The 23904-nt window shown below is 43.7% G+C and carries 20 protein-coding genes; all 20 read right to left on the bottom strand.

Annotated features, from left to right (window positions below; all coding sequences use genetic code 11):
• Window positions 1-103: 103 nt before the first annotated feature.
• The 20 genes from purN to AC0QUU_RS05115 all read right to left on the bottom strand — a co-directional run bounded on the left by purN (window position 104) and on the right by AC0QUU_RS05115 (window position 23900).
• Complete coding sequence (purN, locus tag AC0QUU_RS05210) at window positions 104-748, bottom strand: phosphoribosylglycinamide formyltransferase (RefSeq protein WP_474544993.1); 645 nt, start codon at window positions 746-748, stop codon at window positions 104-106.
• Entirely contained in the window at window positions 742-1767 is a 1026-nt protein-coding gene (gene purM / locus AC0QUU_RS05205) for a phosphoribosylformylglycinamidine cyclo-ligase (protein WP_474544992.1), read from the bottom strand. The genes purN and purM overlap by 7 nt, the downstream gene beginning before the upstream one ends.
• A 14-nt stretch (window positions 1768-1781) precedes the next feature.
• Window positions 1782-2294, bottom strand: a complete 513-nt coding sequence (gene purE, locus AC0QUU_RS05200; protein ID WP_474544991.1) for a 5-(carboxyamino)imidazole ribonucleotide mutase — start codon at window positions 2292-2294, stop codon at window positions 1782-1784.
• A complete protein-coding gene (locus AC0QUU_RS05195) occupies window positions 2282-4375 on the bottom strand; it encodes an aminopeptidase (protein ID WP_474544990.1) in 2094 nt (697 codons plus the stop codon). The genes purE and AC0QUU_RS05195 overlap by 13 nt, the downstream gene beginning before the upstream one ends.
• Before the next feature lies 1 nt (window position 4376).
• A complete protein-coding gene (locus AC0QUU_RS05190; RefSeq protein WP_474544989.1) occupies window positions 4377-4748 on the bottom strand; it encodes a DUF6142 family protein in 372 nt (123 codons plus the stop codon).
• Complete coding sequence (locus AC0QUU_RS05185) at window positions 4723-5199, bottom strand: VanZ family protein (protein ID WP_474544988.1); 477 nt, start codon at window positions 5197-5199, stop codon at window positions 4723-4725. Before AC0QUU_RS05185 ends, AC0QUU_RS05190 begins: the two co-directional genes overlap by 26 nt.
• Before the next feature lie 131 nt (window positions 5200-5330).
• On the bottom strand, window positions 5331-5480 hold the full coding sequence (locus tag AC0QUU_RS05180; protein WP_474544987.1) for a hypothetical protein: 150 nt from the start codon (window positions 5478-5480) through the stop codon (window positions 5331-5333).
• Window positions 5481-5493: 13 nt separating this feature from the next.
• Entirely contained in the window at window positions 5494-6174 is a 681-nt protein-coding gene (gene pyrE / locus AC0QUU_RS05175) for an orotate phosphoribosyltransferase (protein ID WP_474544986.1), read from the bottom strand.
• A 264-nt stretch (window positions 6175-6438) separates the two neighbouring features.
• Window positions 6439-7704, bottom strand: a complete 1266-nt coding sequence (locus AC0QUU_RS05170; protein WP_474544985.1) for a C40 family peptidase — start codon at window positions 7702-7704, stop codon at window positions 6439-6441.
• Between the two features lie 119 nt (window positions 7705-7823).
• Entirely contained in the window at window positions 7824-8726 is a 903-nt protein-coding gene (locus AC0QUU_RS05165) for a dihydroorotate dehydrogenase (protein ID WP_474544984.1), read from the bottom strand.
• Entirely contained in the window at window positions 8726-9511 is a 786-nt protein-coding gene (locus tag AC0QUU_RS05160; protein ID WP_474544983.1) for a dihydroorotate dehydrogenase electron transfer subunit, read from the bottom strand. The genes AC0QUU_RS05165 and AC0QUU_RS05160 overlap by 1 nt, the downstream gene beginning before the upstream one ends.
• A 98-nt stretch (window positions 9512-9609) precedes the next feature.
• A complete protein-coding gene (gene pyrF, locus AC0QUU_RS05155) occupies window positions 9610-10536 on the bottom strand; it encodes an orotidine-5'-phosphate decarboxylase (RefSeq protein ID WP_474544982.1) in 927 nt (308 codons plus the stop codon).
• 214 nt (window positions 10537-10750) lie between these two features.
• On the bottom strand, window positions 10751-11197 hold the full coding sequence (locus tag AC0QUU_RS05150; RefSeq protein ID WP_474544981.1) for a DUF2752 domain-containing protein: 447 nt from the start codon (window positions 11195-11197) through the stop codon (window positions 10751-10753).
• An 87-nt stretch (window positions 11198-11284) separates the two neighbouring features.
• Entirely contained in the window at window positions 11285-12142 is an 858-nt protein-coding gene (locus AC0QUU_RS05145; RefSeq protein WP_474544980.1) for a CD225/dispanin family protein, read from the bottom strand.
• A 77-nt stretch (window positions 12143-12219) separates the two neighbouring features.
• Window positions 12220-15039, bottom strand: coding sequence for an NYN domain-containing protein (locus AC0QUU_RS05140; RefSeq protein WP_474544979.1), 2820 nt, complete (start codon window positions 15037-15039; stop codon window positions 12220-12222).
• Between the two features lie 109 nt (window positions 15040-15148).
• Window positions 15149-15394 carry a FaeA/PapI family transcriptional regulator gene (locus AC0QUU_RS05135; protein ID WP_474544978.1) on the bottom strand — a complete coding sequence of 82 codons (246 nt, stop codon included), beginning with the start codon at window positions 15392-15394 and terminating at the stop codon, window positions 15149-15151.
• Between the two features lie 32 nt (window positions 15395-15426).
• Window positions 15427-16449 (bottom strand): AlbA family DNA-binding domain-containing protein, encoded by a 1023-nt coding sequence (locus AC0QUU_RS05130; protein WP_474544977.1) that lies wholly within the window; start codon window positions 16447-16449, stop codon window positions 15427-15429.
• Window positions 16450-16482: 33 nt separating this feature from the next.
• A complete protein-coding gene (locus AC0QUU_RS05125) occupies window positions 16483-21048 on the bottom strand; it encodes an NACHT domain-containing protein (RefSeq protein ID WP_474544976.1) in 4566 nt (1521 codons plus the stop codon).
• A gap of 16 nt (window positions 21049-21064) precedes the next feature.
• Window positions 21065-22249, bottom strand: a complete 1185-nt coding sequence (locus AC0QUU_RS05120) for a restriction endonuclease subunit S (protein WP_474544975.1) — start codon at window positions 22247-22249, stop codon at window positions 21065-21067.
• Complete coding sequence (locus AC0QUU_RS05115; RefSeq protein WP_474544974.1) at window positions 22242-23900, bottom strand: N-6 DNA methylase; 1659 nt, start codon at window positions 23898-23900, stop codon at window positions 22242-22244. Before AC0QUU_RS05115 ends, AC0QUU_RS05120 begins: the two co-directional genes overlap by 8 nt.
• Window positions 23901-23904 lie beyond the last annotated feature (4 nt).

The following is a 23904-nucleotide window of genomic DNA, read 5'->3' as shown; positions in this document are numbered from 1 at the left end:
AGCATCCTCCTTTTTACTGAAAAATGCGTCTGCTCTGTCCACAGACGCATTACATTTACGCATTTTCCATGCGCCTATCTCCATATAATAATACCGTCATATTCTACTCTTCAAGAACCGTCCGGTTATCCACGACCCGCACTTTTCCGTTGGCGATCAGATCAATAGCTTTGGGAAGGATCTTCCACTCCGCCTGTTCCATCACCCTTCTCTGCAGAACTTCCGGGGTATCTCCCTGCTGAACCTCCACTGCTTTCTGTAAAATGATGGGACCGGTATCGGTTCCCTCATCCACAAAATGCACCGTAGCTCCCACTACTTTTACGCCGCGGGCAAGAGCCGCTTCATGAACCTTCAGTCCATAGTAACCTTTTCCGCAGAAGGAAGGAATCAGGGAAGGATGAATATTGATCATCCGGTTCCGGTAGCGCTCGATCATGGCCGGTGGAATCACTACAAGGAATCCCGCCAGAACAACCAGATCCGGGGAAAGCGCGTCAACAGCTTCCAGAAGCTTTTCATTAAACTCCTCTCTGGAATCATAATCCTTCGGAGAAATGTACCTGGCCGGAATGTTGTTCTCCCGGGCCCGCTCCAGCGCGTATGCATTTTTATTGTTGCTGATCACGCCGGCGATTTCCGCGTTTGTGATCTGTCCGTTTTTCACACTGTCGATAATGGCCTGAAGGTTTGTTCCGCCTCCGGATACCATTACAACAATCTTCATGGGGCCGTCCTGTCTTAACATAAGTCCACACCCTTTTCTCCGGCTTCAATCCGTCCCACCACATAGGGAGACTCGCCGGCAGCGCGGATGGCTTCCATTGTTCTGTCCACATCCGCTTCGTCAACAGCCAGAACCATGCCCAGCCCCATATTATATGTATTGTACATCATGTGCTCTTCAATACTCCCTTCTTCGGCAAGCATGTCAAAGATGGGCGGCACCGGATAGCTGTCCTTCTGAATCACTGCCCGTGTGCCTTCCTTCAGCATACGGGGCACATTTTCATAAAATCCGCCGCCTGTAATATGGCTGCAGGCCTTTACTGTAACACCGGCCTCTTTTATGCTTTTCAGAGCTTTTACGTAGATCTTTGTGGGGGCAAGCAGCGCTTCGCCCAGAGTGCAGCCCAGCTTATCATAATATGTCTCAAGAGACTCCCGGCTCATATCAAATACTTTTCTTACAAGTGAGAATCCGTTGCTGTGAACGCCGGAGGAAGCCATGCCGATGAGCACGTCTCCCGGCTTCAGATTTTCTCCGGTAATCATATCCTTCTTATCGCAGACTCCCACTGCAAATCCGGCCAGATCATACTCATCCTCTGCCATCAGACCGGGATGCTCCGCGGTCTCGCCGCCGATCAGAGCCGCATCTGACTGAAGACATCCTTCTGCCACTCCTTTTACAATCTCCGCGATCTTCTCCGGTTCATTTTTCCCGCACGCAATATAATCCAGGAAAAACAGCGGCTCTCCGCCTGCACATGCAATATCGTTTACACACATGGCCACCGCGTCTATACCGATTGTATCATGCTTATCCAGCACCATAGCCAGTTTTACCTTTGTACCGCATCCGTCAGTTCCGGACAGAAGCACAGGCTCTTCCATTTCTTTGATCTTTGCCAGAGAGAAAGCGCCGGAAAACCCGCCCAGGCCTCCAAGGACCTCCGGACGCATGGTTTTCTTTACATGCTCTTTCATCAGTTCCACCGATCTGTAGCCGGCTTCAATATCAACACCTGCGTTTTTATAATCCATTGTGTTTTCTCCTTTTATTTTCCGCTGAGATACGCCTCATATCCTACTTCTTTGAGTTTGTCTGCCTTTGCCTGTACAGTATCCTTCATTTCTTCTGAATATGCTTTCAGTTTTCCAAGGATCTCATCATCAGACACTGCAAGAATCTTCGCCGCAAGGATCGCAGCATTCATTCCGCCGTCAATGGCAACTGTGGCAACCGGAATTCCCGGCGGCATCTGTACGATTGAATAAAGTGCGTCCATACCATCCAGATTTTTGCCTGACATAGGCACTCCAATGACCGGCATGGGGAACAGTGCGGCGCACATGCCCGGAAGATGAGCAGCCATTCCCGCTCCTGCGATTATCACTTTGATTCCCCGGCTCTCTGCTGATTTTGCCCAGTCAAAAAACACATCCGGCATACGGTGTGCGGAGATAATCGTCATCTCATAATCAATTCCGAATTTTTCAAGCATGGAGGCAGCTTTGCTCATCACTTTCAGATCCGAGTCACTGCCCATTACAATTCCTACTTTTGGCATTTTATGTCCTCCTCTAATGGTTTGTTTAAAACTTCAGTTCCCGGTAAGACAAACTTTCCGTCTTTTAATAGTATAATGGCTTTCCCTTCTTTTGTCACTACACTTATTTCTTCTAACTCATCATAAGGAAGGGTTATATCTGTGTGACAGTGAAAATAGGCCTTTGATACATCTTCTTTTCTCTGAATGGAAATGGAATTATCTTTCGCAATGATTTCCTTTCCGTTCGGATTATATACCCGGATGTCTTCACTCCAGGAATAACAGGTGTCGCCCACCGCAAAATGGGGACCTGTTTTCTCCGCGATCAGAATGGGCATTTTATCTTCTATGCCGTATTTTCTGGCAGCCACATAGGCGGCAGTGTTTGTTCCGATGGCAAACTCGCCGAGGGGCAATGTATCATGATTTTTCAGTACATTGTCATAAATGTACTTCCGGTTTTCCTCTTCGCTTTCAAAATTTCCGCATGTATAGCCTGTAATTCTTCCTTCACTAAAAGTCAGTTTCAGATCACGGAACTGCAGGCCTTCCAGATAAACGCGGCTTACATGGAGCACTCCTTCAGTCCCCTCCAGACAGGGTGAGGTAAACACCTCGCCCACCGGTATATTGACATCTGCCACACAGTTTTCAAACAGAGTCTCTTTTTCCGGAACATTAAGTTTTCTTAATTTCACCCGCAAATCTGTCTGGTTCTCTCCTTTGCCCAACACACGTACATAGTCTCCCTGATCCAGAGCGTCAATAAGGTTCTGCTGCACTTTCGTATAAAGGCCGGCATCCAGAGTGTTAATCCGGATTACTTCATTAAAGATCTCCGGATAATTCTCTCCGATCTCCGGAACAGGCCAGGCGATAATGGTAAAGCTTCTCTCTTCGCCCTTGATATACTGGTTCGTCAGCTGGCCGGAACGGCTGTCGTACTCCAGAGCAAGTCCCCGCTGGCTGTCCGAATATACCGGCGCCGCCTCATTCGTCTCCGGAGAAAAGGGCTTCTCCCCGAAAGTTTCCATACAGGCCGGCCCTGCGAATCCTGCGGCCAGCTCTTTATTCTTCTCATAGACAGTTTTCGCCACTTCCAGCCTCCGCTCGATATAACGTTTATCCAGAAACAATGCCTGATCCTGTCGGTGGTCGTACTCATACTGCTGGTTTGCAATGGCGCCGTGATAACCGATTTTATACTGCTCCCTCTTTGTAACTACGCTGGACGCTGCCCGGTAAATTACCGGCTCAAGACCCATTTTTCTGAAATTTTCAATGGCAAACCGGACTACCTTCTCAAAGCCCAGGGTATAACGGATATTAACCGTCGATTTAATGGACAGATCCTTTCCGGTATTGATAAAACCGATTCGGAAGCCCTCTGTATAGACGTCCGCCATTTTTCTCAGAGTCTCTTCCGGCAGCGTCCGCAGATAATGAGCCGTGCCCAGTTCATTTTCCGTGATATATTCCCCGAAAGAGTAGAGATAATCATCTGTGTCCAGATCCGCATGTTCTATAATATCAGCCGCAAAGGAGCACTCCGGGTTAATCTGTTCTTCTATCCGGTCCGCCAGAAATACATCGCAGTAATCACTGGCATACCAGTACAAAATATCTCTTATCTCTTTCGGCTCCGGTTCTTCTGTATTTTCAAAACAGTTATACACCTCGATAAAAAGCTCATACAGGATGGTCAGATAATCCATCCTGTTTTCAAAAGCATAAGGGATGCCGCTTCGCGTCTCCGCGCAGAGCAGGCTCAGCAGCCGTCCCATTTCCAGCCCCAGCTTCTCCGCCGCATAGGCAGGGTTGGCATAGTTCTTTTTATAATGCTCTCCCAGCAGGGCGCTGTACAGAATTTCATTCAGGCTCTGCTTCTGCTTCAGGCTGTATCTCTCCCAGCTGCCGTCCGCAATTTTCCGTCTGACATTTTCCAATTCAAGAAGAAAAATCGTAACATCCTGGAAATAACTGAGATATTTTTCCGGAACCGTCTCTTCCGCTACGATTGATCTCAGCCGGTCAACCGCCAGAACATGCCTCTCACGACATGCTTCATTTCTCTGCTCTAACATTTCTTCTTTGCTCATCTCAGTTCAAGCCTCCTATAAAAACTGCCAGAAATACAAGCAGTACAACCGCATTTATCGGCAGTCCGATTTTACATGTAAGATGATTTTTCTCCCTTTCCTTAAAGCCTTGTACTGCAGAACGAATTCCGCATATAAGCAGAATAATCGCTGTCACTGCGGCGCCTCCCACAATTCCCGCAGCCGTTCCTCTTGTCAGATACGCATATCCGATACTCCCTGCAAGAATAATAAATCCTGCTCCTGCACACCAGCAGGACGCAATTCCCATACGTGAGTGTTTATAATGTCCCTGGCCGTATTTCTTTGTTCCCCGCTTTTTTTTCTCTTTATCTCTGCGCTTTTTTTCAGCGTCTTTTTTCTCTCCGAACATGATATCTTCTCCTTATCCCATTGCATATCGCAAATAATATATATCCAAGTATTCCGCCAATGGTATTCAACAGAATATCATCCACATCAAAACTGCCCACCCGCGTAACAAGCTGTACAAGCTCTACACAGAGGCTCAGACCGAAACTGCAGAACAATGTTTTGAAAAATCCCCGTCTTTCCGCTGCCATTGAAATAAAAAATCCGTATGGCACAAAAATAAGAATGTTCCCGAACAGGTTAGCAAACACCGCAAACATTCCGAGTTGTTCCCTGTATGTAATAAACCGCCTGATTTCCCTGAACAGTTCAAGATTATACCGGTAATCCTCCCCTGTTCCCGTCCTGCCGTACCACTCGGCCAGGAACAGAAAGTAAACCAGAAAAACAATATATAAAACAAACAGAACTTTGCCAAACGTTCTGATAATCCTTGCATGTCTTGTACTCAATTCTATACTCCTCAAGAAGGGCACGCCGCCGCGAAAGATACGCGATTCCTTCCGGACAGGAAGCGCTCTTTTTCCGGATAGCGCCCCTCTCAAAAGGGGACTGACCCCTTTTGAGAAGTGTCTGTCCCCCGTTAAAATGTAATACTCTTTTTATTTTTCAACAGAACCGCGCCATTTACAATGGAAAGAATTCCTGCTGTTACCCCTACAACTAAAATAATAATTCCAAGAACCAGGCTTCCGGTACCGCTTTTTTTCATCGCAAGATAAGCTTTTTCCATAAAACGCGCCTCCTTATCTGACTCCATATGTTTCATAGTATGCATCAATCGCCGCTTTTAATGTATCGTCAATCACAACTTTTCCGTGATATGGCCTGTTGTAAAGATGCTCTACGACCTCCTCCATTGTCACAATTGCCGCTGTGTCAAATCCATATAAGTCTCTGATCTCATCCAGCGCGCACTTTTCACCGCCTTTTCCTACTTCCATACGGTTCAGGGATACCATAAGTCCTACAATTGTTACATCTGCCGCGCCTCTCACTTTCGGAACAGTCTCTTCCATCGACTTTCCGGATGTAGTAACGTCTTCAATCATAATCACCCGGTCTCCGTCTTCTAATCTGCTGCCCAGAAAGCTTCCCTTATCTGCTCCATGGTCCTTTTCTTCCTTCCGGTCTGAACAATAACGGACTTCTTTCCCGTACAGCTCGCTGTATGCAATAGCGGTTACAACTCCGAGCGGGATTCCTTTGTATGCCGGTCCGAATAATACGTCAAAATCATCGCCGTATCTTTCATGAATTGCCTTCGCATAATATTCCCCCAGCTTCTTTAACTGGGAACCTGTCACATAAGCTCCCGCATTCATAAAAAACGGAGATTTTCTTCCGCTCTTTAGTGTAAACTCTCCGAATTTCAGCACATCGCTGTCCACCATAAATTCTATAAATTCCTGCTTATACTGTTCCATATCTTTCAAACCTCCTGCTTTTATATCAGCGGGTGTTCCGCCTGATTATTCTGTAAAGCGCACACATATATGATCTGCATCCGAATTTTCTCCTGTATCCGCTTAACGTTTTATCTGTAAAAAGTATGTCTTTAAATTTTTCTCAATTTTACCATAAGTTCCATATATTTTCAATTAAGGAATCCCCGCATATAGGTAAGCGAAAATATCAGGGCATATAAAACCCCCCTGCAGACAATGCTGCAGAGGGTTCTTCTTGTTTTATCACGGCTCGCGCACAAAAATCATGTTGCTCCGTACCGGACTGATCTTGACCACATCTCCTGTCTGCGGCGCATGAATCATCTGTCCGTTTCCTATATAGATGCCGCAGTGAGTTACTGTTGTGCAGATATCACCGGGCTGCGGATTACTTACCTGCGGCCAGGTTATAAAATCATAGGTTGTATATGTATGTACATACTTTCCTGAAAGCGCATAACTTACCAGTCCTGAACAGTCAAAGCTGTTCGGCCCGGCCGCGCCCCACTGATACGGAAGTCCGAGCTTGGAGTAAGCCCTGTCCACAACAGCATTCCCTGTAGATGAATCATAGGAAGGTGTACTGTTGCTGCTGCCTCCCGAAGAACTTCCTCCACCCGAGGAACTGCCGCCTGAGGAACCGCCGCCGCTATTCGAAGAATTCCCGCTGCTTCCGGAACCACTGCTGCCGGAGCCGCTGCCGCCGGTTGTTGTTCCGCTTCCTGAACTGCCGCCGCTGTTCGAAGCAGTACTGTTTCCGGAACCGCCGCTGCCGCCTGAACTACTGTCATCTGCCTCAGCTTCCTGCTGAGCCTGGGCCTGGGCTGCCGCCTGCTTCCTTGCCTCTTCTGCTGCCTGTCGCTGCTGTTCTTCCTGATACTTTCTGGCAGCATCCTGAATCATCTCATCCAGATTGGAAATATCATCTTTTTTGGATGATATCGTTGTATTCAGCTGTTCCTGCTGAATCTCATATTCAACTTCCAGGCTTTCCAGATTTGCCATTTCTGTTTCAAGAGTATCCTGCAGATTTTCTATCTCTGTTATCGTGTCTACATACTCCTGCAGCTGCTGCCTGTCATATTCATGTACCTGCTGGGCATATTCGGCCTGCGCCAGTATGCTGGTAATATCCCCGGAAGAAAATATCTTCTCCAGATCGGCAGTGCTTCCTCCGCTTTCATACATATATTTGATACGAAGCTTCATGGATTCGTACTGTACTTCTTTCTTTTCTTCTGCCGCCGTAAGATTTTCTTCTGCCTGACTGATCTCCTGTCCTGTAGAAATCAGTTTATCTTCCAGTTCTGCCGCTTTTGATATCAGCGTGTTCAGCTCTTCCTGCAGGCTGCTCAGCTCATCCTGTGCGTTTGATTTCTGATCCTCAAGATTATCTTTCTGATTCTGAATATTTTCCAGTGTATCAGGTGCTGCAAATACCGGAGTCACTGTAACTGCGCATACAAGTAATGCCGCAATGCAAGTCCGGCGCATTCTCTTTAACTTCATTTTTTCACCTGCCCTTATTCTCCGTTTACTCGTTTCATTTATACGCATAATACAACAGAAAAAAATATTTTTCAACATTATTTCCGGTCTTGGATTTTTTTGGCAGTTATTGTTTTATCTCATTTCACGCAACCTGTCATATCCTTTACAGAGTTAAAACCATACTTTTGCATATAGGCCTCAATGCCTTCTGCCACTTCCACTGCCGCTGTCGGATTATAGAAATTTGCAGTACCCACAGACACAGCGCTGGCTCCTGCCAGGATCATTTCAATGGCATCTTCAGCTGTGGCAATCCCGCCCATTCCGATAATCGGGAGGCGAACCGCATTTGCCGCTTCGTACACCATGCGCACGGCAATGGGATGAATCGCCGGACCGGATACGCCGCCTGTTTTATTTGCCAGAAGAAATGCTCTTCTGTGAATATCGATTTTCATTCCTGTTATAGTATTAATCAGTGAAATCGCATCTGCGCCTCCTGCCTCTACAGCTTTTGCCATCTCGGCAATACTTGTCACATTAGGACTCAGTTTCATAATAACCGGCTGCTTTGCATACTTTTTTACTGCTCTGGTAATCTCTTCCGCAGCTTTCGGATTCTGGCCAAAAGCGATTCCGCCTTCCTTTACATTCGGACAGGAAATATTGATTTCCAGCATATCCACGTCTTCATCTGCCAGACGTTCTACAACTTCACAGTAATCCTCTGTAGATTTTCCGCAGACATTTACAATAATCTTTGTATCATATTTCTTCAGAAACGGAATGTCTCTTTTACAGAAAAGATCAATTCCCGGATTCTGAAGTCCCACTGCATTCATCATTCCAGAGCAGGTCTCGGCCACTCTGGGAGTGGGGTTACCCTCCCAGGGGATATTTGCCACTCCTTTTGTGGTCACTGCTCCAAGTCTGTTCAGATCGACAAACTCTGAAAATTCTTCTCCCGATCCGAAGGTGCCGGAAGCTACGGTCACCGGATTTTTCCACTCCACGCCTGCAATATTTACTTTCATATTCATCAGAGCTCCACCTCCGTTGACAGGAATACCGGACCATCCTTACAGATCCGCTTATTATTTACATTGCTGTGAGAATCCTTCTCTTTTGTTTTGCACACACAGGCAAGACAGGCGCCGATACCGCAGGCCATTCGTTCCTCCAGAGAAAGATAACACTCCGCTCCCTTTTCTGCGGCATAGACCTGCAGTGCGCGGAGCATGGGAGTTGGACCGCACGCATAGATCACATCTGCCTCAAGACCGTTTTCCTCTATCGCATTCATAACATTCCCTCTGGTCCCCGCACTTCCGTCTTCCGTAGAAATATACAATTCTCCGTTCTCTTCAAACTCCTGTCTCAGGAACGTCTCCTGATCTCGATAGCCTACAATAATCTGTTTTTTCTCACAGTTCAGCTGCTTCGCCAGTTCAAGAATCGGCGGCACGCCGATCCCGCCTCCGATCAGAAAGGCCCGTTTCCCTTCTGCCCGTTCCAGAGGGAATCCATTGCCCAGAGGACCGATAACCGGGATTACATTCCCCGCTTTCATCCGGGAAAAAATCTCCGTTCCCGTCCCCGGCCCGGTAACCCGGTATACTACCCGGAGAGCGCCTTTGTCCCGGTCAATTTCGCAGATACTGATAGGACGTGGAAGCAGTCTGCTTCCATCATTTGTATACATAGAAATAAACTGTCCCGGCTTTGCCTGACAGGACGCTTCCGTCTTCAGCCACAGGCTGAAAATGCCGGAAGCGATCTCTTCCTGGGAAAGAATCAATGCATTTTCCTTTTTTCTGTTCGTCATATTATCTCCTTTTTCTGACAATTCTACCCAAAGGGGACAGACCCCTTTGCAAAAGGGTCCGTCCCCTTTGCCCGATATTATCAGAATATTCTTTATTTTTATTTTACCTCCAGAGCGCCGCTGATATCTGCTATCATGTCTTCTACTGCTGCCCGGGATGCCTCGCCGAAATTCTCTGCTCCGTATTTTGAATATGCTTCCTGTTTATAAGCTGCAATAATTCCTCTGGATGAGTTTACAATTGCCCCCAGACCATCCTCATTGAAGAAATGAACCAGATCTTTTCCTTTGCCTCCCTGTGCGCCGTATCCGGGCACCAGGATGTAGGCCTTCGGCATAATCTTCCGGAGTACTTTTCCCATCTCCGGATATGTCGCTCCCACGACCGCGCCGATGTAGCTGTATTCATCTCCCATGCATTCTGCGCCCCACTGAGCCACTTTTTCTCCCACCAGTTCATACAGCGGTCTGCCGTCAATCAGACGGTCCTGAAATTCGCCGCTGGAAGGATTGGATGTCTTTACAAGAATAAACAGGCCCTTTTTTTCCTCTTTGCATACATCAATGAAGGGATTCACGCCGTCGGATCCGAGATAAGGATTCACGGTAGCAAAATCTTCGTCAAAGGGAACGTACTCTTTTCCTCCTACTTTCACCCTGCCGAGATGTCCTGCCGCATATGCTGCCGAAGTAGAACCAATATCCCCTCTTTTAATATCTCCGATCACAACCAGATCTTTTGACTTACAGTAATCCACGGTCTTTTTAAACGCCGCAATTCCCGGCACGCCGAACTGTTCATACATGGCGATCTGCGGTTTGACAGCCGGGATCAAATCATAAGTATTATCTACGATTTCTTTATTAAACTGCCAGATTGCCTCCGCGGCTCCCTCCAGAGTTTCACCGAATTCTGCGTATGCCTTATCCTGAATGTGCTGAGGGATATAATTCAGCATCGGATCCAGTCCCACAACAATAGGCGCGCCGGTCTTTTTGATCTTTTCTACCAGTTTATTAATCATATTGTTTCCTCCGTTTTCCCAAAGGGGTCAGACCCTTTTTAAAAAGGGTCTGACCCCTTTGCCTTATATTTTCAGAATTGTTTCTCTTTTCGAATATATAATATCATATCTTTTCTTCAGAGTAAAACAAAACGGATGGAAACATGCGCCGCCGGAACCCCATTATAAAAACCGGCTTTGCTGATCTGCCGGAACAGCAAAACCGGTTTTCTTTTCAGAGAAGTATCTCCGCCAGGCCTCCCGGCGCCAGCAAAGCAAAAGGATAGAAAGGAATATTTCTGATTACTCCGTAAACAAGTACAAGAATCAATATTACTATCAGCAGTCTGACACTGATTTTTCTGTCTGTATGATTTCCGCCCGTTACCGTCCAGTCTGTTATTCTGACTGCAAAATACAGGCCAAACAGAGGAAGCAGGAGAACGAACACGGGATTATAGCAGAAGGCTTCCACAAAATAGAACTGAAGAATGGCTCTGCATGCTCTGCCTGCTCCGCATCCGGGGCAGTATAAGCCGGTAATCTCATACCAGGCGCACACAAGAGGAATCGGAAATCCGGAATAGAAATGAAAAAAGGCAGCAGCTGCCGCCAGGATTAACCCTGAGCAAAGCACAAGCATGATCCTGTATTTTCTGTTCTTTTTCAGTATCTGACCCATTCTCTGTTTATCCTGCCTCTCTTCTTTCTGAGAAATCCGTATTCCTGAAATATTCCTGATTCGCCGTTCCTATGTTCACAGAACAGATTAATAGTAATATGTCATCCGGTGGATAACATCATATATACCTCCGTAATAGCCCGCTCCTGATATAAAGATAAAAAGGAATACCACAATGTCAAAAATAATACCCACTGCAAAAGCAACAATAATCCAGATTCTTGCCGTCTTTGCGGCGCTGCGGGCTTCATCGATTTTTCCCTCAGAAACCAGGCTGTTAATTTTAACTGCATATACGATCGCTACAATACCAAACGGCACACAGCAGCAGACGGTGGAAAGGATTGACAATACCAGATACGGCACCCAGTTTACTGTTTCTCCCGTCCGGACCTGCTGATACAGCTGCTGCGGCTGCTGATATTGATATACAGGCTGTTTCTGTGCCGGCTGCTCCTGTGCCGACTGCCTGTCCGGCTGTGACGGAATCTCAGGCCCCGCACTAACCGGCTTATGTTCCGGAACCTCCGCCGGTTCTTTTGCCGCCTCCTGCGCCGGAACTTCTTCTGTTTTTTCTGACGGTTCCTGTGCAGGTTCTTCCATCAGTTCCTGCGCCGCTGCTTCTGACGGGGTCTGGCCGGACTCATTCTCCGCACCTTGTTCCAAAGTCTCTGCCTGTTCATTTGCCGGAATGTACTCCGGAGTATCCGGCCGTTCATTTACCAGAGTTTGCTCCAGAGACTCCGGCCGTTCATTTGCCAAAGGCTGCTCGGCAGACTCCGGCGCTACATATATGATCTGTTTTGCTCCACAATATGGGCAAAACTTAGTTCCGCCCGGAATTTCCTGATCGCAGTTCACACATTTCATCATCTGACTTGTTCCGCAATATGGACAGAACTTCGTTTCATCCGGAATTTCCTGCCCGCAATTTACGCATTTCATGACTTCTACCTCGCTTTCGTTATGTATTCCTGCATTTACTATAATATCATCAGTTGTAAGAAATAGTTAATCAATTTTTATTCTGTACTATTTTTCTTTTTTCCGCTCACATTTTTCCCGGATTCTTTCTTTGTATTTCCCAGCCTGATCTTCTCCAGCTCTCTTGCATCTTCCTTCTGCAGATAATCGAAAAGGTAATTTCTGAGACTGCCTTGTTTAAGATGTTCTCCTCTGAGCTCGCTTAAAGCAGCCTCCACTTCTTCTTTCAGCCCTGCTGCTGAAAGTCTGTTCGCGCCCTGGCCCAGAATAATCACCTGCTCCAGCGCGTCTGAAGTGGCAACTGTTACCTCATGGCGCCGCCCCATTTTACGCACTGTTTTTTCAATATACTGATCCGCCGTCTCGGCCTCCCTGGTATATACTACATAAATATTATGATACTTCAGAACCTCTCCGGGATTTCCTTCAACTTTATACGCATCAAACACAAGAATCAACGTACATTTTCTATACCCCTGATAATTGCAGAGAATATCCATCAGCCTGCCTCTGGCGCCGGAAATGTCTGTTCCTGCTAATTCCCTCAGCTCTTCCCATGCAAAAATGATATTATAGCCGTCAACGAGAAGATATTCCTCCCCGTCTGTTTTCCGCTTTCCCTGTCGCGCCCATTTTTCCCGGATTCTTCTGTCTTCCGCTTCCTGGGAAATCCGGCTGTCTGCTGCTTTACTGTCCCGGGGAATATTGCCGGCAGAAGAAGCGTGAACGGTAACAGCGCCCTGGCTTTGTTTCTTTCTCACCGGATCCGGCGTCGGCACATATATGGCGTCCAGTTCCTCCCGGGTAAGCTCTATCCTTGATCCCGTATATCTCTGGACAACAGGCTGATATGTTTCTTCTACTTTTTCTCCCCGGTCATAGGCACTTTCCAAATGCATATATTCTTCCACCTGATCCCAGGGCACAACGAATCCGGCTCCATGGGCACAGAATACAGAATCTGCCGGATTCTCTGTATCCGCCTCCGGAACATATCCCAGAGCCGCCGTCACTTCTTCTCCGTTATGGCAGATATCGTATCCCTTCAAAGTAAGAAAAAGTCTGCCTCTGCCCCCGGTATAGGAAGCAAATTCTGTCTGATATCCCCGCATTGCCGACACCGGAGCGCTTCCGCACAAAACAGCCTGGGTCTCCTCTGTCCGGGGCGGATCAAATGTACCGTACATTCTCTGTACATCGGTCATTGCTCTTCCCACGCATTCTGAAGGCATCTCCATACGGAATTCGTAATAGGGCTCCAGAAGCACGCTCCGGGCCTTCATCAGGCCCTGGCGCACCGCCCGGTAAGTCGCCTGGCGGAAATCTCCTCCTTCCGTATGTTTCTGATGAGACCTTCCTGACAGAAGGGTAATCTTCATATCCGTAATCTGAGAACCGGTCAGCACCCCTCTGTGAGGCTTTTCTTCCAGGTGGGTCAGAATCAGACGCTGCCAGTTCCTGTCCAGCACATCTTCGCTGCAGGCAGACGCGAACTGCATCCCGGATCCCCGTTCTCCCGGTTCCAGAAGCAGATGAACCTCAGCATAATGCCGCAGCGGTTCATAATGCCCGACACCTTCTACCGGCTCCTGAATTGTCTCCTTATAGACGATCTTCCCTTCTCCGAACTGCACGGCCACTCCGTACCGTTCTTTAATGATGCTGCGGAGAATTCCGGTCTGCACCTCCCCCATCAGACGTACCGATATCTCGCCGGTTTCTTCTTCCCATATAATATTAAGCTCCGGTTCCTCTTCCTCCAGCCTGCGCAGATTGATCAGCATCTGATGCACATCGCAGTCGTCCGGAAGCTCCAGAGAATAGGTCAGCACAGGCTCCAGAATGGGAAGTTCCGATGCTTTTTCCGCGCCAAGCCCCTGTCCCGGCCTTGTCTGCTCCGGCCCGGTTACCGCGCAGACCTGCCCGGCTCCCACTTCCTGGACAGGTTCATATTTTTCGCCGGAATAAATCCGGATCTGATTGATCTTCTCTCCCGTATCTTCCAGCACGTCTTTCACCCGCAGGCAGCCGCCGGTTACCTTAAGATAAGTCAGCCGGTTTCCCTGACCGTCCCGGGCGATCTTATACACTTTGGCTCCGAATGCATCCGGATAATGTATCTCAGGCGCAAGCTGTACAATGCCGTCCAGAAGTTCCTCTATTCCTTCCGCCCGAAGCGCGGAACCGAACCAGCAGGGAAATATTTTCCTTTCGGCGACCGCTGTTCTCAGGGTCTCTATGCAAATGCGCCCTGTATCCAGATATTCTTCCATCATTGTTTCCCCGCAGACTGCCAGATTCTCCAGTTCCTCCGGCGACGCCTGCTCCTCCGGCAGAATCCGGGTAAAATCAATACACCCTTCGCCGAACCGCTCTCTCAGTTCCCGGAGAACCGCGGACTTGTCCACCCCGTCCTGGTCCATTTTATTGACAAAAACAAATACCGGAATCTGATATCTCTTCAGAAGCTTCCAGAGCGTCTCCGTATGTCCCTGCACGCCGTCTGCCGCGCTGATGACAAGCACCGCGCAGTCCAGCACCTGCAAGGTCCGTTCCATTTCCGCGGAAAAGTCCACATGTCCCGGCGTATCAAGGAGAGTAATTTCCGTATCCTTCCAGGTAAGTACTGCCTGTTTTGAAAAAATGGTAATTCCCCGCTCCCGTTCCAGCTGGTATGTATCCAGAAAAGCGTTGCCGTAGTCCACTCTTCCCATATCCCGGATCGTTCCGCTTAAGTAAAGCATACCCTCGGATAATGTGGTTTTTCCGGCGTCTACATGGGCAAGCAGGCCCAGATTTATATGTTTTGACGTTTTTCCCGCTGATCCGTGCTGTTTATAATCAGACGTATTTCCCATAGAAAATACCCCTTTCTGTCTATAATTATGCATTCATAATCATAGCACAGAAAGGGGTATAAGTCGATAAATCATTATTTTCCGTGATTGGTGCGGACTGATCTGTTGCTTACTTTAATCTGTATCTGCGTCCTTTGTTTTTTCCTTCCGCATTTATTCTTCCTGATTTTACAAGTTCATTTACCAGAGCTCTTGCCCTTGACTCTTTTACACCGATAACTTCTGCCAATTCGCTTGTTTTATATTCCTGATCCGGAGTCATATATTCCAGAATACGTTCCAACTGCATCTCTGTTTTTTTTGTCACTTTCTTTTTATCGCCATTTTTTATCGCCGCTTTTTTAACAAATGACAATTTCAAAATGGTTCTATCTGGGCCGTATTCTTCTATAACTTCCGGCTGTTTCCCGGATTCTCCATTACGATAGAATCTGCATCTTTCCGGATCATAGTCCCTCTCGGAAAATAAAAGTCCGTATTTACAATACAGTTTGCCAAAGCTTCTCTCAATGCCTTGTGTACAGGTGTATCATCTACCCGAGTTATACCATCCAGCTTAAAAGGGATCTTCAAATCTTTTACAAGCTTTCTATAAACGCGGAAGAAAAAATCAAATAAATTTCCCGTCCAGTCGCCTGAGCTGGACTGCAGTCTGTCCGTCCAGCGGATCGTCGGATCGAGAACTTCCCTGTAGTCCAAAAAATACTCAGGAAATTCATATAAAATCTTATACTCTTCTCCAAACATAAGAAGTCCTGCAGCCGTAGGATGCAAAGTATGATCTCTGACAAACATCTTTGCAGCGCCTATCCTCTCTAAATATTCTTCATCGCTCAGCCTTTCCCATACATGTTCTGTTCTATAAGCCATGTGCCGATTGCGGTAGGCATGCACAGTCTCTGAATTAAGCACTTGAAGAGACATATCCTGCAAAATTTTCATATCTGCAGTTTCTTCCGGCTGATCCCGGAGCATTGCGAGCACCTCGCTGCGGTCACAGTGATAATCGCCCTCCCAGTTTCTGCGGAAGGTTCCACTAAACATATCTCCGTTTATATATACCGGCTTCTGTTCACGCTTTGCCTTTGGAACATGAATAACCATTATAACACTGTTGTTTTCTCCATATATCTCCAAATCATTATCTGTCAGCAGATTTACCGAAACCTTATTTTTATTATTAATCGTATCCCAAAAATCTTTTCGCAGTTTTGCCGCATTGTCCAACCCGGTCATATACCAGCTGCCGTTTTTATTTTCCTTTACACCTAGAATAATGACGCCGCCATAGCAGTTAGCGAAAGCCGAGTATGTCTCCCACAATGAATTTGGGAGTCCCCCTTTGGCTTTTTTGACTTCGCGGCGGTTATCTTCACGGTAGGAATCAAATTGGGACATATCAAAATTCACAGATTTCACCTCTCTCCATATGCAATTATCTAATCACATCTCTGTCAGTTTTTCCGTCAGATCACGGGTAATGCCGATCCTGTTTTCAAACATCAGATCCCATATATCCAGACATTGTGCCTCATACTCTTTACTTTTTTCATTATCAGTATTACAGACTTCATCATAGAGCGCAATCATCAGTTTAGGCAAATTATATTCAATAAGATAATCAGCATCCGAAACCTTTTTCTGGGCTTGGAACATACTTTTTCCTGTATCTATTATTATTTCTGCATAATCAGATAATTTTTGTCCCTTTTTTAAATAATCCATAAATACATACAGTAATTTACCGCCTACATCGGACGACATTAATTTCTTCAAGAATTCCTTATCTCTTTTCAATTCAATTCTTTCATCATAGAAAGCGCGCGCCCATGTGTGATCCAGTTCCATACTAATCCCTAGCTCAATAACATTGTATAAGGCAGCTTTTACTTTGGAATTGTATTCTTCAAGTCCCAGATATACAATAAACATTTCCAGCAATGCATTTGCCTGCTCTTTATTCAGACTTTCGATTTGATTTATAATATTTTCAAAAGCATCATATCGTAAATATATTTCTGCTATAGCATATCCAGAAATCTGTATCAGTCTTTTATCACTTGAAAAAAATGCTTTTTCCAAAAGACTTTTCATTTCCGTTTTATGCTTTTCATACTCACGTACAAATAGCCATTTACTTCCTCGGTATCCAATAGTTCTGTTATCGCTCTTAAAGACAGATAAAACATTAGATACTGTCCATGCCTTATCAATATTATAGATTGGCCATAGCGCATCAAGACTGGCAAAACGAACCGCTGTATTTTCATCCTGCATTAATTTTATAATTGTTAGTTTAAATTTTACAAATAATTCTTTTCGCTCCCACAACAGATGACCAATTGCACTTGCCGCAACGCCTCGTGTACAATTAAGTGCATCTGTTTCCAAAGTCTCTACAGAATTCATTGTTTTCGTATCATTGGATACAATACAACTTTCTCCCGGCTTAGGATTCTTATGGTTTCCGGCTATATCAATCAGCATTTCTATTACGGCATCTGACCATGATACATCTTTGCACCTTTCAATAATACGGCAAATCATTTTTGCCCTTTCACTTTCATAATCATATCCATATTTTTCAAACAATTTCTCAAGAAGCATAATATCAATCTCATCCAGATGTTCGCTATAAGCAATACCATCAAACAAAGCATTCACATACTCTTCAATAACCTCACAGTCAAAACCAAGCATATTCTGTAGGAATTCTATTGGTTTCTCAGAAACCCTTCCTCTAAAATCCGATGCAAATTCAAATACTGTACTTTCTATAAAACCACCTTTCACTTCTTTCCAATGATCCGTTCTTTCCTTTGGAATTTTCTTGTTCGTTATTATTCCTTTCCAATTTCGAAAAGATAATTTTTTACCGGTAACAGGTGACCACACGCTGCCACCATGGCCATCATTATAATGATAAGGGGAATATTTCCCCTGGATTGAACGTTGTAAAACATTTAACAAATTGCATGCCTCTCGACTCATCCTTTGACTGGGTAAAATCCCCAGCATTTCTTTCTGAAAAAATCCCCAGAACCGCCAGGTAGCAATTCCTCCATTTTTCTGCTTTTCCCGATTAAATTCAATACGTCTTTTAAGACTTCTTTTTGCGTTTGCAGAAATGAAATGAATAATTTTATATTCTATTTTTTTATAACGCTCTTCGCTGCATCTGGCTGTAATATCTCTTACCAATTCTTTACTTAACAAAAGTGAATCTCTATTTCCACTTGTATCCTCTATCATTGTTCGTTCAAGTCCAGTGCATAAATAATCCACAATATAATCCGAGTACTGGTTTGGTAAGTATTTCAGTGCATCTAAAACAATCTCATTGTGCAGATGCATGCCAGTTCCCATATATGTTTTAAGAATTTCCATAAATTCCTCGGGCTGGTTTTGCGCATATTTTCGATTCGCTTTTTTCAGAATTTCTATACACGTTCTCTCAAGCGCATATTTACTCATGTATTGTGCAGACCAAGCATATATCGTCGTTAAATCAGATTTATTTAGCGGAACACAGGGCAACAATATCGAAACAATCTCCCTGTAAGATGAATTAAATAGTTCCGTATCTTCTGAAACTAGTTTTTCCTCATACCGATAAAACGTTTTCCCGTTTCTTTTTTTCTGTTTTCCTAACATGAGTGCCAGAATACGCACCGTGCGTATCTGACATACTTTAAGCATCGATATAATATCTATGTTGTACTCTAATAAATCAGGATATCTATCATACACCTTTAAACGTAATTCAAACAACTCATCGCTGTCTTCGTCTATATTTCTTAAAAAACAGTTTCCCCATTTTATATTTTCCTTCTCTTTCAAGGCGTATTTTTCTATAAATCCTATATCAGCATTATCAAAATCTGGTGAAATGCTGGCATACAATCGAATCACCTGATCTTGCAATTCCTCATTTTCCATCCATGTATCTAAGACACCTGCATTTCTTAAAAATATCAAATATTGTTTCTTACCCAATACGACTCCATCAAGAAAATGGATCTGCCATTCTGGATTTTGTATATATTTTTTTACAAATAAAAATATCTCCTGATCAGGCTGTTCTATCTGGGATAATATCTCTATAAACACATATTTTAAATTGAATCTGATACTCCCTGAATTAAGAAGCATTTCTCCCATGCCCAAAAATTTTTCAGGCCATATTTCCTGTAACTGCTGAAAAAGCATCTGAACTTGATATCTGCGCCCGGGCGTCTGTTTTTCTTTTTCTCCGATAATTTCTTCAATACTACAATCTTTATAGACTTTTTCCAGCATATTCTGTACCAGAAAATAATCTAAAATTGACTGATGAGCCAATGAAACCACATTATCGTTCACGGCAAAAAATCTATTCGTCTGCAGAAAGTCACAAGAATCACTCGACACATTCAGCAATGCTCGTGGAACTGTTATTTTTCCATATTTATCACAAAAATTTACAAATTTATTTTTTACTTCATTTAGCTTTTCTTCTTGAATCCCGGCCTTTGCCGCTTTACTTAGCAGCTCATCCCACCATCTTTGGATCAACTGCTGCGTCGTCTGGATCTCAGAATAGTTTTTCGCTTTATCTAATTGTTCCCATATATAAAGATTGCTCGCTGTCTGCAGCAAACTTTTCAATTTTGCATGCAGAAGATTATATGTATTTCCTACAATCTTTTTTTCTTCATCAGCACTCAATTTACCTACGGCAATCTTTTCCCATTCTAAGGAAACAATTCCTTCTTCGCGTATGAATAACCTATTAATATTTCGATCATTTTCAAGATCATATGTCCGGCAGACCATAACAACAGAAATTTTCTTGTCACGCTCCAGATTAATGTTTGCCACTTCACGGATGATTTCCATGCACACTGATAGAGCTTCGCCAGAATGTGACTGTGTCCATCTCAGCGCATCCAACTGATCTAATATAAGTACACCGCTTCTCTCTTTCGCGACTGCATCCAGACAATACGAGACCGAATCCGGTAATCCTATTTTCTTTCCCCAATTGCTCGAAGTTTCCTCTGGCACTCTATGATCAAGTTTTATCGCCAGATATGGTATACTTAAGTCCTCAAAGATTTGAATAAGATTTTGTATACATCCGCTTTTACCTTCTCCTGCTTTCCCATGTAATATGACTGACTTGCCCTCTGATATCGCCTTTTGGCAATATTCTGCCTGACTGCGGGGCAGAAGCTCCTTTGAAAAGCCGAAAAAGGTATTACAATATTCTTTATTTAACTTGTCAATACGCGGCAAGATAGTATCGTCTCTTGACAAATTCCTGTAAACAATACCAGTATCATCACAAAATTTCTTGATACGCAACGCATCTATTCGCTGTCCATAGATATCCTCTGTCAATATAAATCTCAAAAATTCAGCATAGATATCTTCAGGATTTCCAACATACCTCATGCTAATCTTATCGAGAATCATTTCTTTTAACTGAGCATCAGGGATCTGACGGTAATGGCTTCGGGACAGGTAGTTTATCGCAAGTTGTATATCTTTATCCTTTTTTTCATCCAGTCCCATTACTTTACAATATTTTTCAAAAAAATCTTTTGTATTTTTCCCTGATTTTTTAATCTGATATTCATAAAAATCTTTTGGCTTAGAATTGTCAGTATCCTTTGCTTTCTGTATCAGATCTTCAAATACGGTAAACGACAATGGAGAAACTAATGCGACATGATTCTGTGGGGAAAGTTCCAACTGTTGCTTCCAATTTGCAAATATTCCTTTTGCATTGACCATACTATATGTCCATTGATCTTCATCTCCATATCGCCCTTTACACTGCTGCCCTTCACGTGTACCGTCTAAGTTTCCAATCCAAAGGTCTACACCTTTTTCATCTTCACCTATAGCTTCGATCATAACATATGAAATTTTTTCCTTCACTACATCTAGCAGATTATAGATAATCCAATTATACTCAAAGCGATTTCCATATTTATCTGCCCTTCCGCCTTTTTCATATGCCATAAATCTTCCTCCTAAGTTATTCCTTAAAGCTAACTTGTCCGTTCATCAGTAGTGGGAGTAAAAAATTTCGAAGAGATGTAAGTTCATCATTCTCTTTCTCTAAATTTAACCATATATCATATATTATTTCTGTTGCTTCATAATATTTCTTCAACACCTTGTCAGGCACGCATATAATATGCGTTTTATCAATTATTTCTTTATTAATGTGAGGCTGTTGAGCGCCTGTTCGTAATGACATATATCTATCAACTTGTGATAGTAAAAAAGGGTATAAAAAAGCTGTATGGTATTGCTCATTAGGAATTATTGCAACTACCGACTGATTAAAGCAAGCATCTATCCCCAATATTGCGGGTCTAATATAACGAGTAATCGAAAGCAAAACACTTCCTTTTGGTGCAAAGGCAGTCGCTGAATTTTCCTTGCCAAGTTCTGTTATCTTTTTTTCTGATTGCAACACCAAGGAAGATTCTAATTCCCCCGAACTCAACCACGGAATGTTCCCATTCCAAAAATCTTCCTTTTTTGTATTCGGCGTTCCTCCTAGTAATGTAGTACAGGTTTCCTCAACCTTTTTTACCTTCCACCCATCTGGAATTTCTCTTTTCACCTCTTCATTCCAAACCATCTTACCGCCCGATGATTTATAAGGTTTCCCTTTTTCATTAGGAAATTCAAATTGCAAAAACCAGTAATCATAGATTGTTTTTGCCATTACCTCAAGCTCAGAATTTATTTTATTATTAATTTCTATTTTATTATCAATACAGGAGAGAATTTGTGCGACTTTATTTTGTCTGTTTATATTTGGGAGTTGAAGTTGTATACCTGCTAAATTTTCTTGATTCAATTTAGGTTGTGCTGATCCGGTAATATATCCCCTCAAATCTAAGATACTCAGCAAATAATATATGTATCGCAAATTGTACCCTTTTTTCTTACCTAAAATATGTGCATGATTATTAACCCAGAACTTTCCTTCTACCCATGTTGCAATATTTTGCTGCAAAGATTTTAAATTATTTCCATCCTCCGCAATTAGAATATATTCACCATCAAAAATATAGTTTTCTACATAATCTATAATACCTTGTGCTCCATAATACGGGTATATTTTCTTTAATCTTTTTCTTTCTGATGAGGATAGAGGAATTCTTTTTGAATCTAAAATTTCAACACACTCTTTAAGTTCAATCATATCTTAACTCTCCTAGCCGTTCTTCAATTTCTTCTTCCAACCTTTTTCCCTCCGCAAAATACTTCTCAAGCCTGAAAGAATACGCCGCCATCCTCTGGTTAAATTCCTCCGGACTCAGCTCCACATACTCAATCTTGACTTCAAAATACTGCCCAGCCGATAAGGAATAATTCTTTCCCTGAATCTCTTCATAAGATACCTTCACACTGAAATCTTCTACAACTTCCTGATTGATAAAGGTATTCTCTATTTTTTCAACTTCCTTTTCACTTAAGACTGTTCTCTGATTCTTTCCCTCTTTTCTCTTCTCGCCAAGCTTAGAAGCATCCACAAGCATTATTTTCCCGTCTTGATTAGATTTATCTATAAAAAGCACCGAGACATTCGTTCCTGTATTTGCGAAAATATTGGACGGCATCGAAATCACACCTTTCAGCCAATGCTCGTCTACTATTCTCTGGCGCACTTTCTTTTCAATTCCTGACTGTGCCGTAATGAAACCAGTTGGAACTACAATCGCTGCCTTCCCGTCATCTTTTAAGCTCCAGAGAATATGCTGGATGAAACAGAGATAGATTGCCATAGACTCTTTCTTTTTATTTGGAATCTTCGGCACACCTGCGAAAAATCTGTCAGTATCCGACCACTTCTGTTCTATCATATCCCGTGTAGCAGAAAAATCCATTTTAAATGGTGGATTAGAAGTAATATAATCAAATTTTTTTACTCCAGATCCCGGCTCATGAGGAATATTATAATGTGCCGGAGTGTCCAGTGTATCGCCTTCAATAATATTGTCCAAAGAATTTGTCAGTCCGTTCAGCAACATATTAATCCTAAGGAAACGCGATGACTTTCCTGAGATATCCTGCGTATATACCTGCGCCCTGTCGCCAAAAGAGCCCTCTCCCAGTTCATTTGCAAGATGAAGAACTAGAGAACCCGATCCTGCTGACGGATCATATATCTCATAGATCTTGTCCTCTACCGGCGTCATATTCACCAGTATTTTCGCAATGATACTGGAAATCGCCTGCGGAGTAAAATATTCTGCATAGACCCCGCTGGCAACATTATAGTCTTTGATCAGATATTCAAAAATTGCACTGTAAAAATCAAAATTATTCTTAAAGGCTTCGCCAAAATCAAACTTATCCTGACTTATAATCCCAAATATATTCTTAGCAAAATTATTCCTCTTGGATACCTCTACATTTTCTGTAATCCTTGTAAACAATGGCTTTCTTCCGCCATCCGCTGTATCAATACTAAACTCTTCGTTCCGTGGATAATTAGATATGCGTTCCAAAGCATCATCAAAAAGACAATAAAAATCATCATTCCCTACCTCATTAATTAAACACTCAATTGTATCTTCATACCTAAACGCCACATCCCGGGGATAAGAATCATAAAAACCTGATAACTCATCTTCCTTATCATTAAGGACTTCTTCACTACTAAGCCCTATTTCATTAGCAAAATCTTTCAGATTTGCCATGAATTTATCGTTCAAGAATTTATAAAGAAACACAGATGTAATAACTACCTCTTCACTTGCCTGATTAGAAAGACCATTCGTCTGGCAGAGCCCTTTCAATTCATCAATCATCTGTTTTATCTTTGTTTCCAGCGTAAATATATCCGGCATTATT

The organism is Mediterraneibacter sp. HA8405 (assembly GCF_056148955.1).
The sequence above is the reverse complement of the archived record's forward strand: the minus strand, read 5'-3'. Positions and strand labels throughout refer to the sequence as shown.

Coding starts and splice junctions, on each gene's coding strand:
- purM (WP_474544992.1), bottom strand. CDS start 1,767: ATGGATTATAAAAACGCAGGTGTTGATATTGAAGCCGGCTACAGATCG.
- AC0QUU_RS05180 (WP_474544987.1), bottom strand. CDS start 5,480: ATGGAAAAAGCTTATCTTGCGATGAAAAAAAGCGGTACCGGAAGCCTG.
- AC0QUU_RS05145 (WP_474544980.1), bottom strand. CDS start 12,142: ATGAAATGCGTAAATTGCGGGCAGGAAATTCCGGATGAAACGAAGTTC.
- AC0QUU_RS05190 (WP_474544989.1), bottom strand. CDS start 4,748: ATGTTCGGAGAGAAAAAAGACGCTGAAAAAAAGCGCAGAGATAAAGAG.
- AC0QUU_RS05160 (WP_474544983.1), bottom strand. CDS start 9,511: ATGACGAACAGAAAAAAGGAAAATGCATTGATTCTTTCCCAGGAAGAG.
- purE (WP_474544991.1), bottom strand. CDS start 2,294: ATGCCAAAAGTAGGAATTGTAATGGGCAGTGACTCGGATCTGAAAGTG.
- AC0QUU_RS05140 (WP_474544979.1), bottom strand. CDS start 15,039: ATGGGAAATACGTCTGATTATAAACAGCACGGATCAGCGGGAAAAACG.
- AC0QUU_RS05120 (WP_474544975.1), bottom strand. CDS start 22,249: ATGATTGAACTTAAAGAGTGTGTTGAAATTTTAGATTCAAAAAGAATT.
- AC0QUU_RS05150 (WP_474544981.1), bottom strand. CDS start 11,197: ATGGGTCAGATACTGAAAAAGAACAGAAAATACAGGATCATGCTTGTG.
- AC0QUU_RS05115 (WP_474544974.1), bottom strand. CDS start 23,900: ATGCCGGATATATTTACGCTGGAAACAAAGATAAAACAGATGATTGAT.
- purN (WP_474544993.1), bottom strand. CDS start 748: ATGTTAAGACAGGACGGCCCCATGAAGATTGTTGTAATGGTATCCGGA.
- AC0QUU_RS05170 (WP_474544985.1), bottom strand. CDS start 7,704: ATGAAGTTAAAGAGAATGCGCCGGACTTGCATTGCGGCATTACTTGTA.
- AC0QUU_RS05165 (WP_474544984.1), bottom strand. CDS start 8,726: ATGAATATGAAAGTAAATATTGCAGGCGTGGAGTGGAAAAATCCGGTG.
- pyrE (WP_474544986.1), bottom strand. CDS start 6,174: ATGGAACAGTATAAGCAGGAATTTATAGAATTTATGGTGGACAGCGAT.
- AC0QUU_RS05125 (WP_474544976.1), bottom strand. CDS start 21,048: ATGGCATATGAAAAAGGCGGAAGGGCAGATAAATATGGAAATCGCTTT.
- pyrF (WP_474544982.1), bottom strand. CDS start 10,536: ATGATTAATAAACTGGTAGAAAAGATCAAAAAGACCGGCGCGCCTATT.
- AC0QUU_RS05195 (WP_474544990.1), bottom strand. CDS start 4,375: ATGAGCAAAGAAGAAATGTTAGAGCAGAGAAATGAAGCATGTCGTGAG.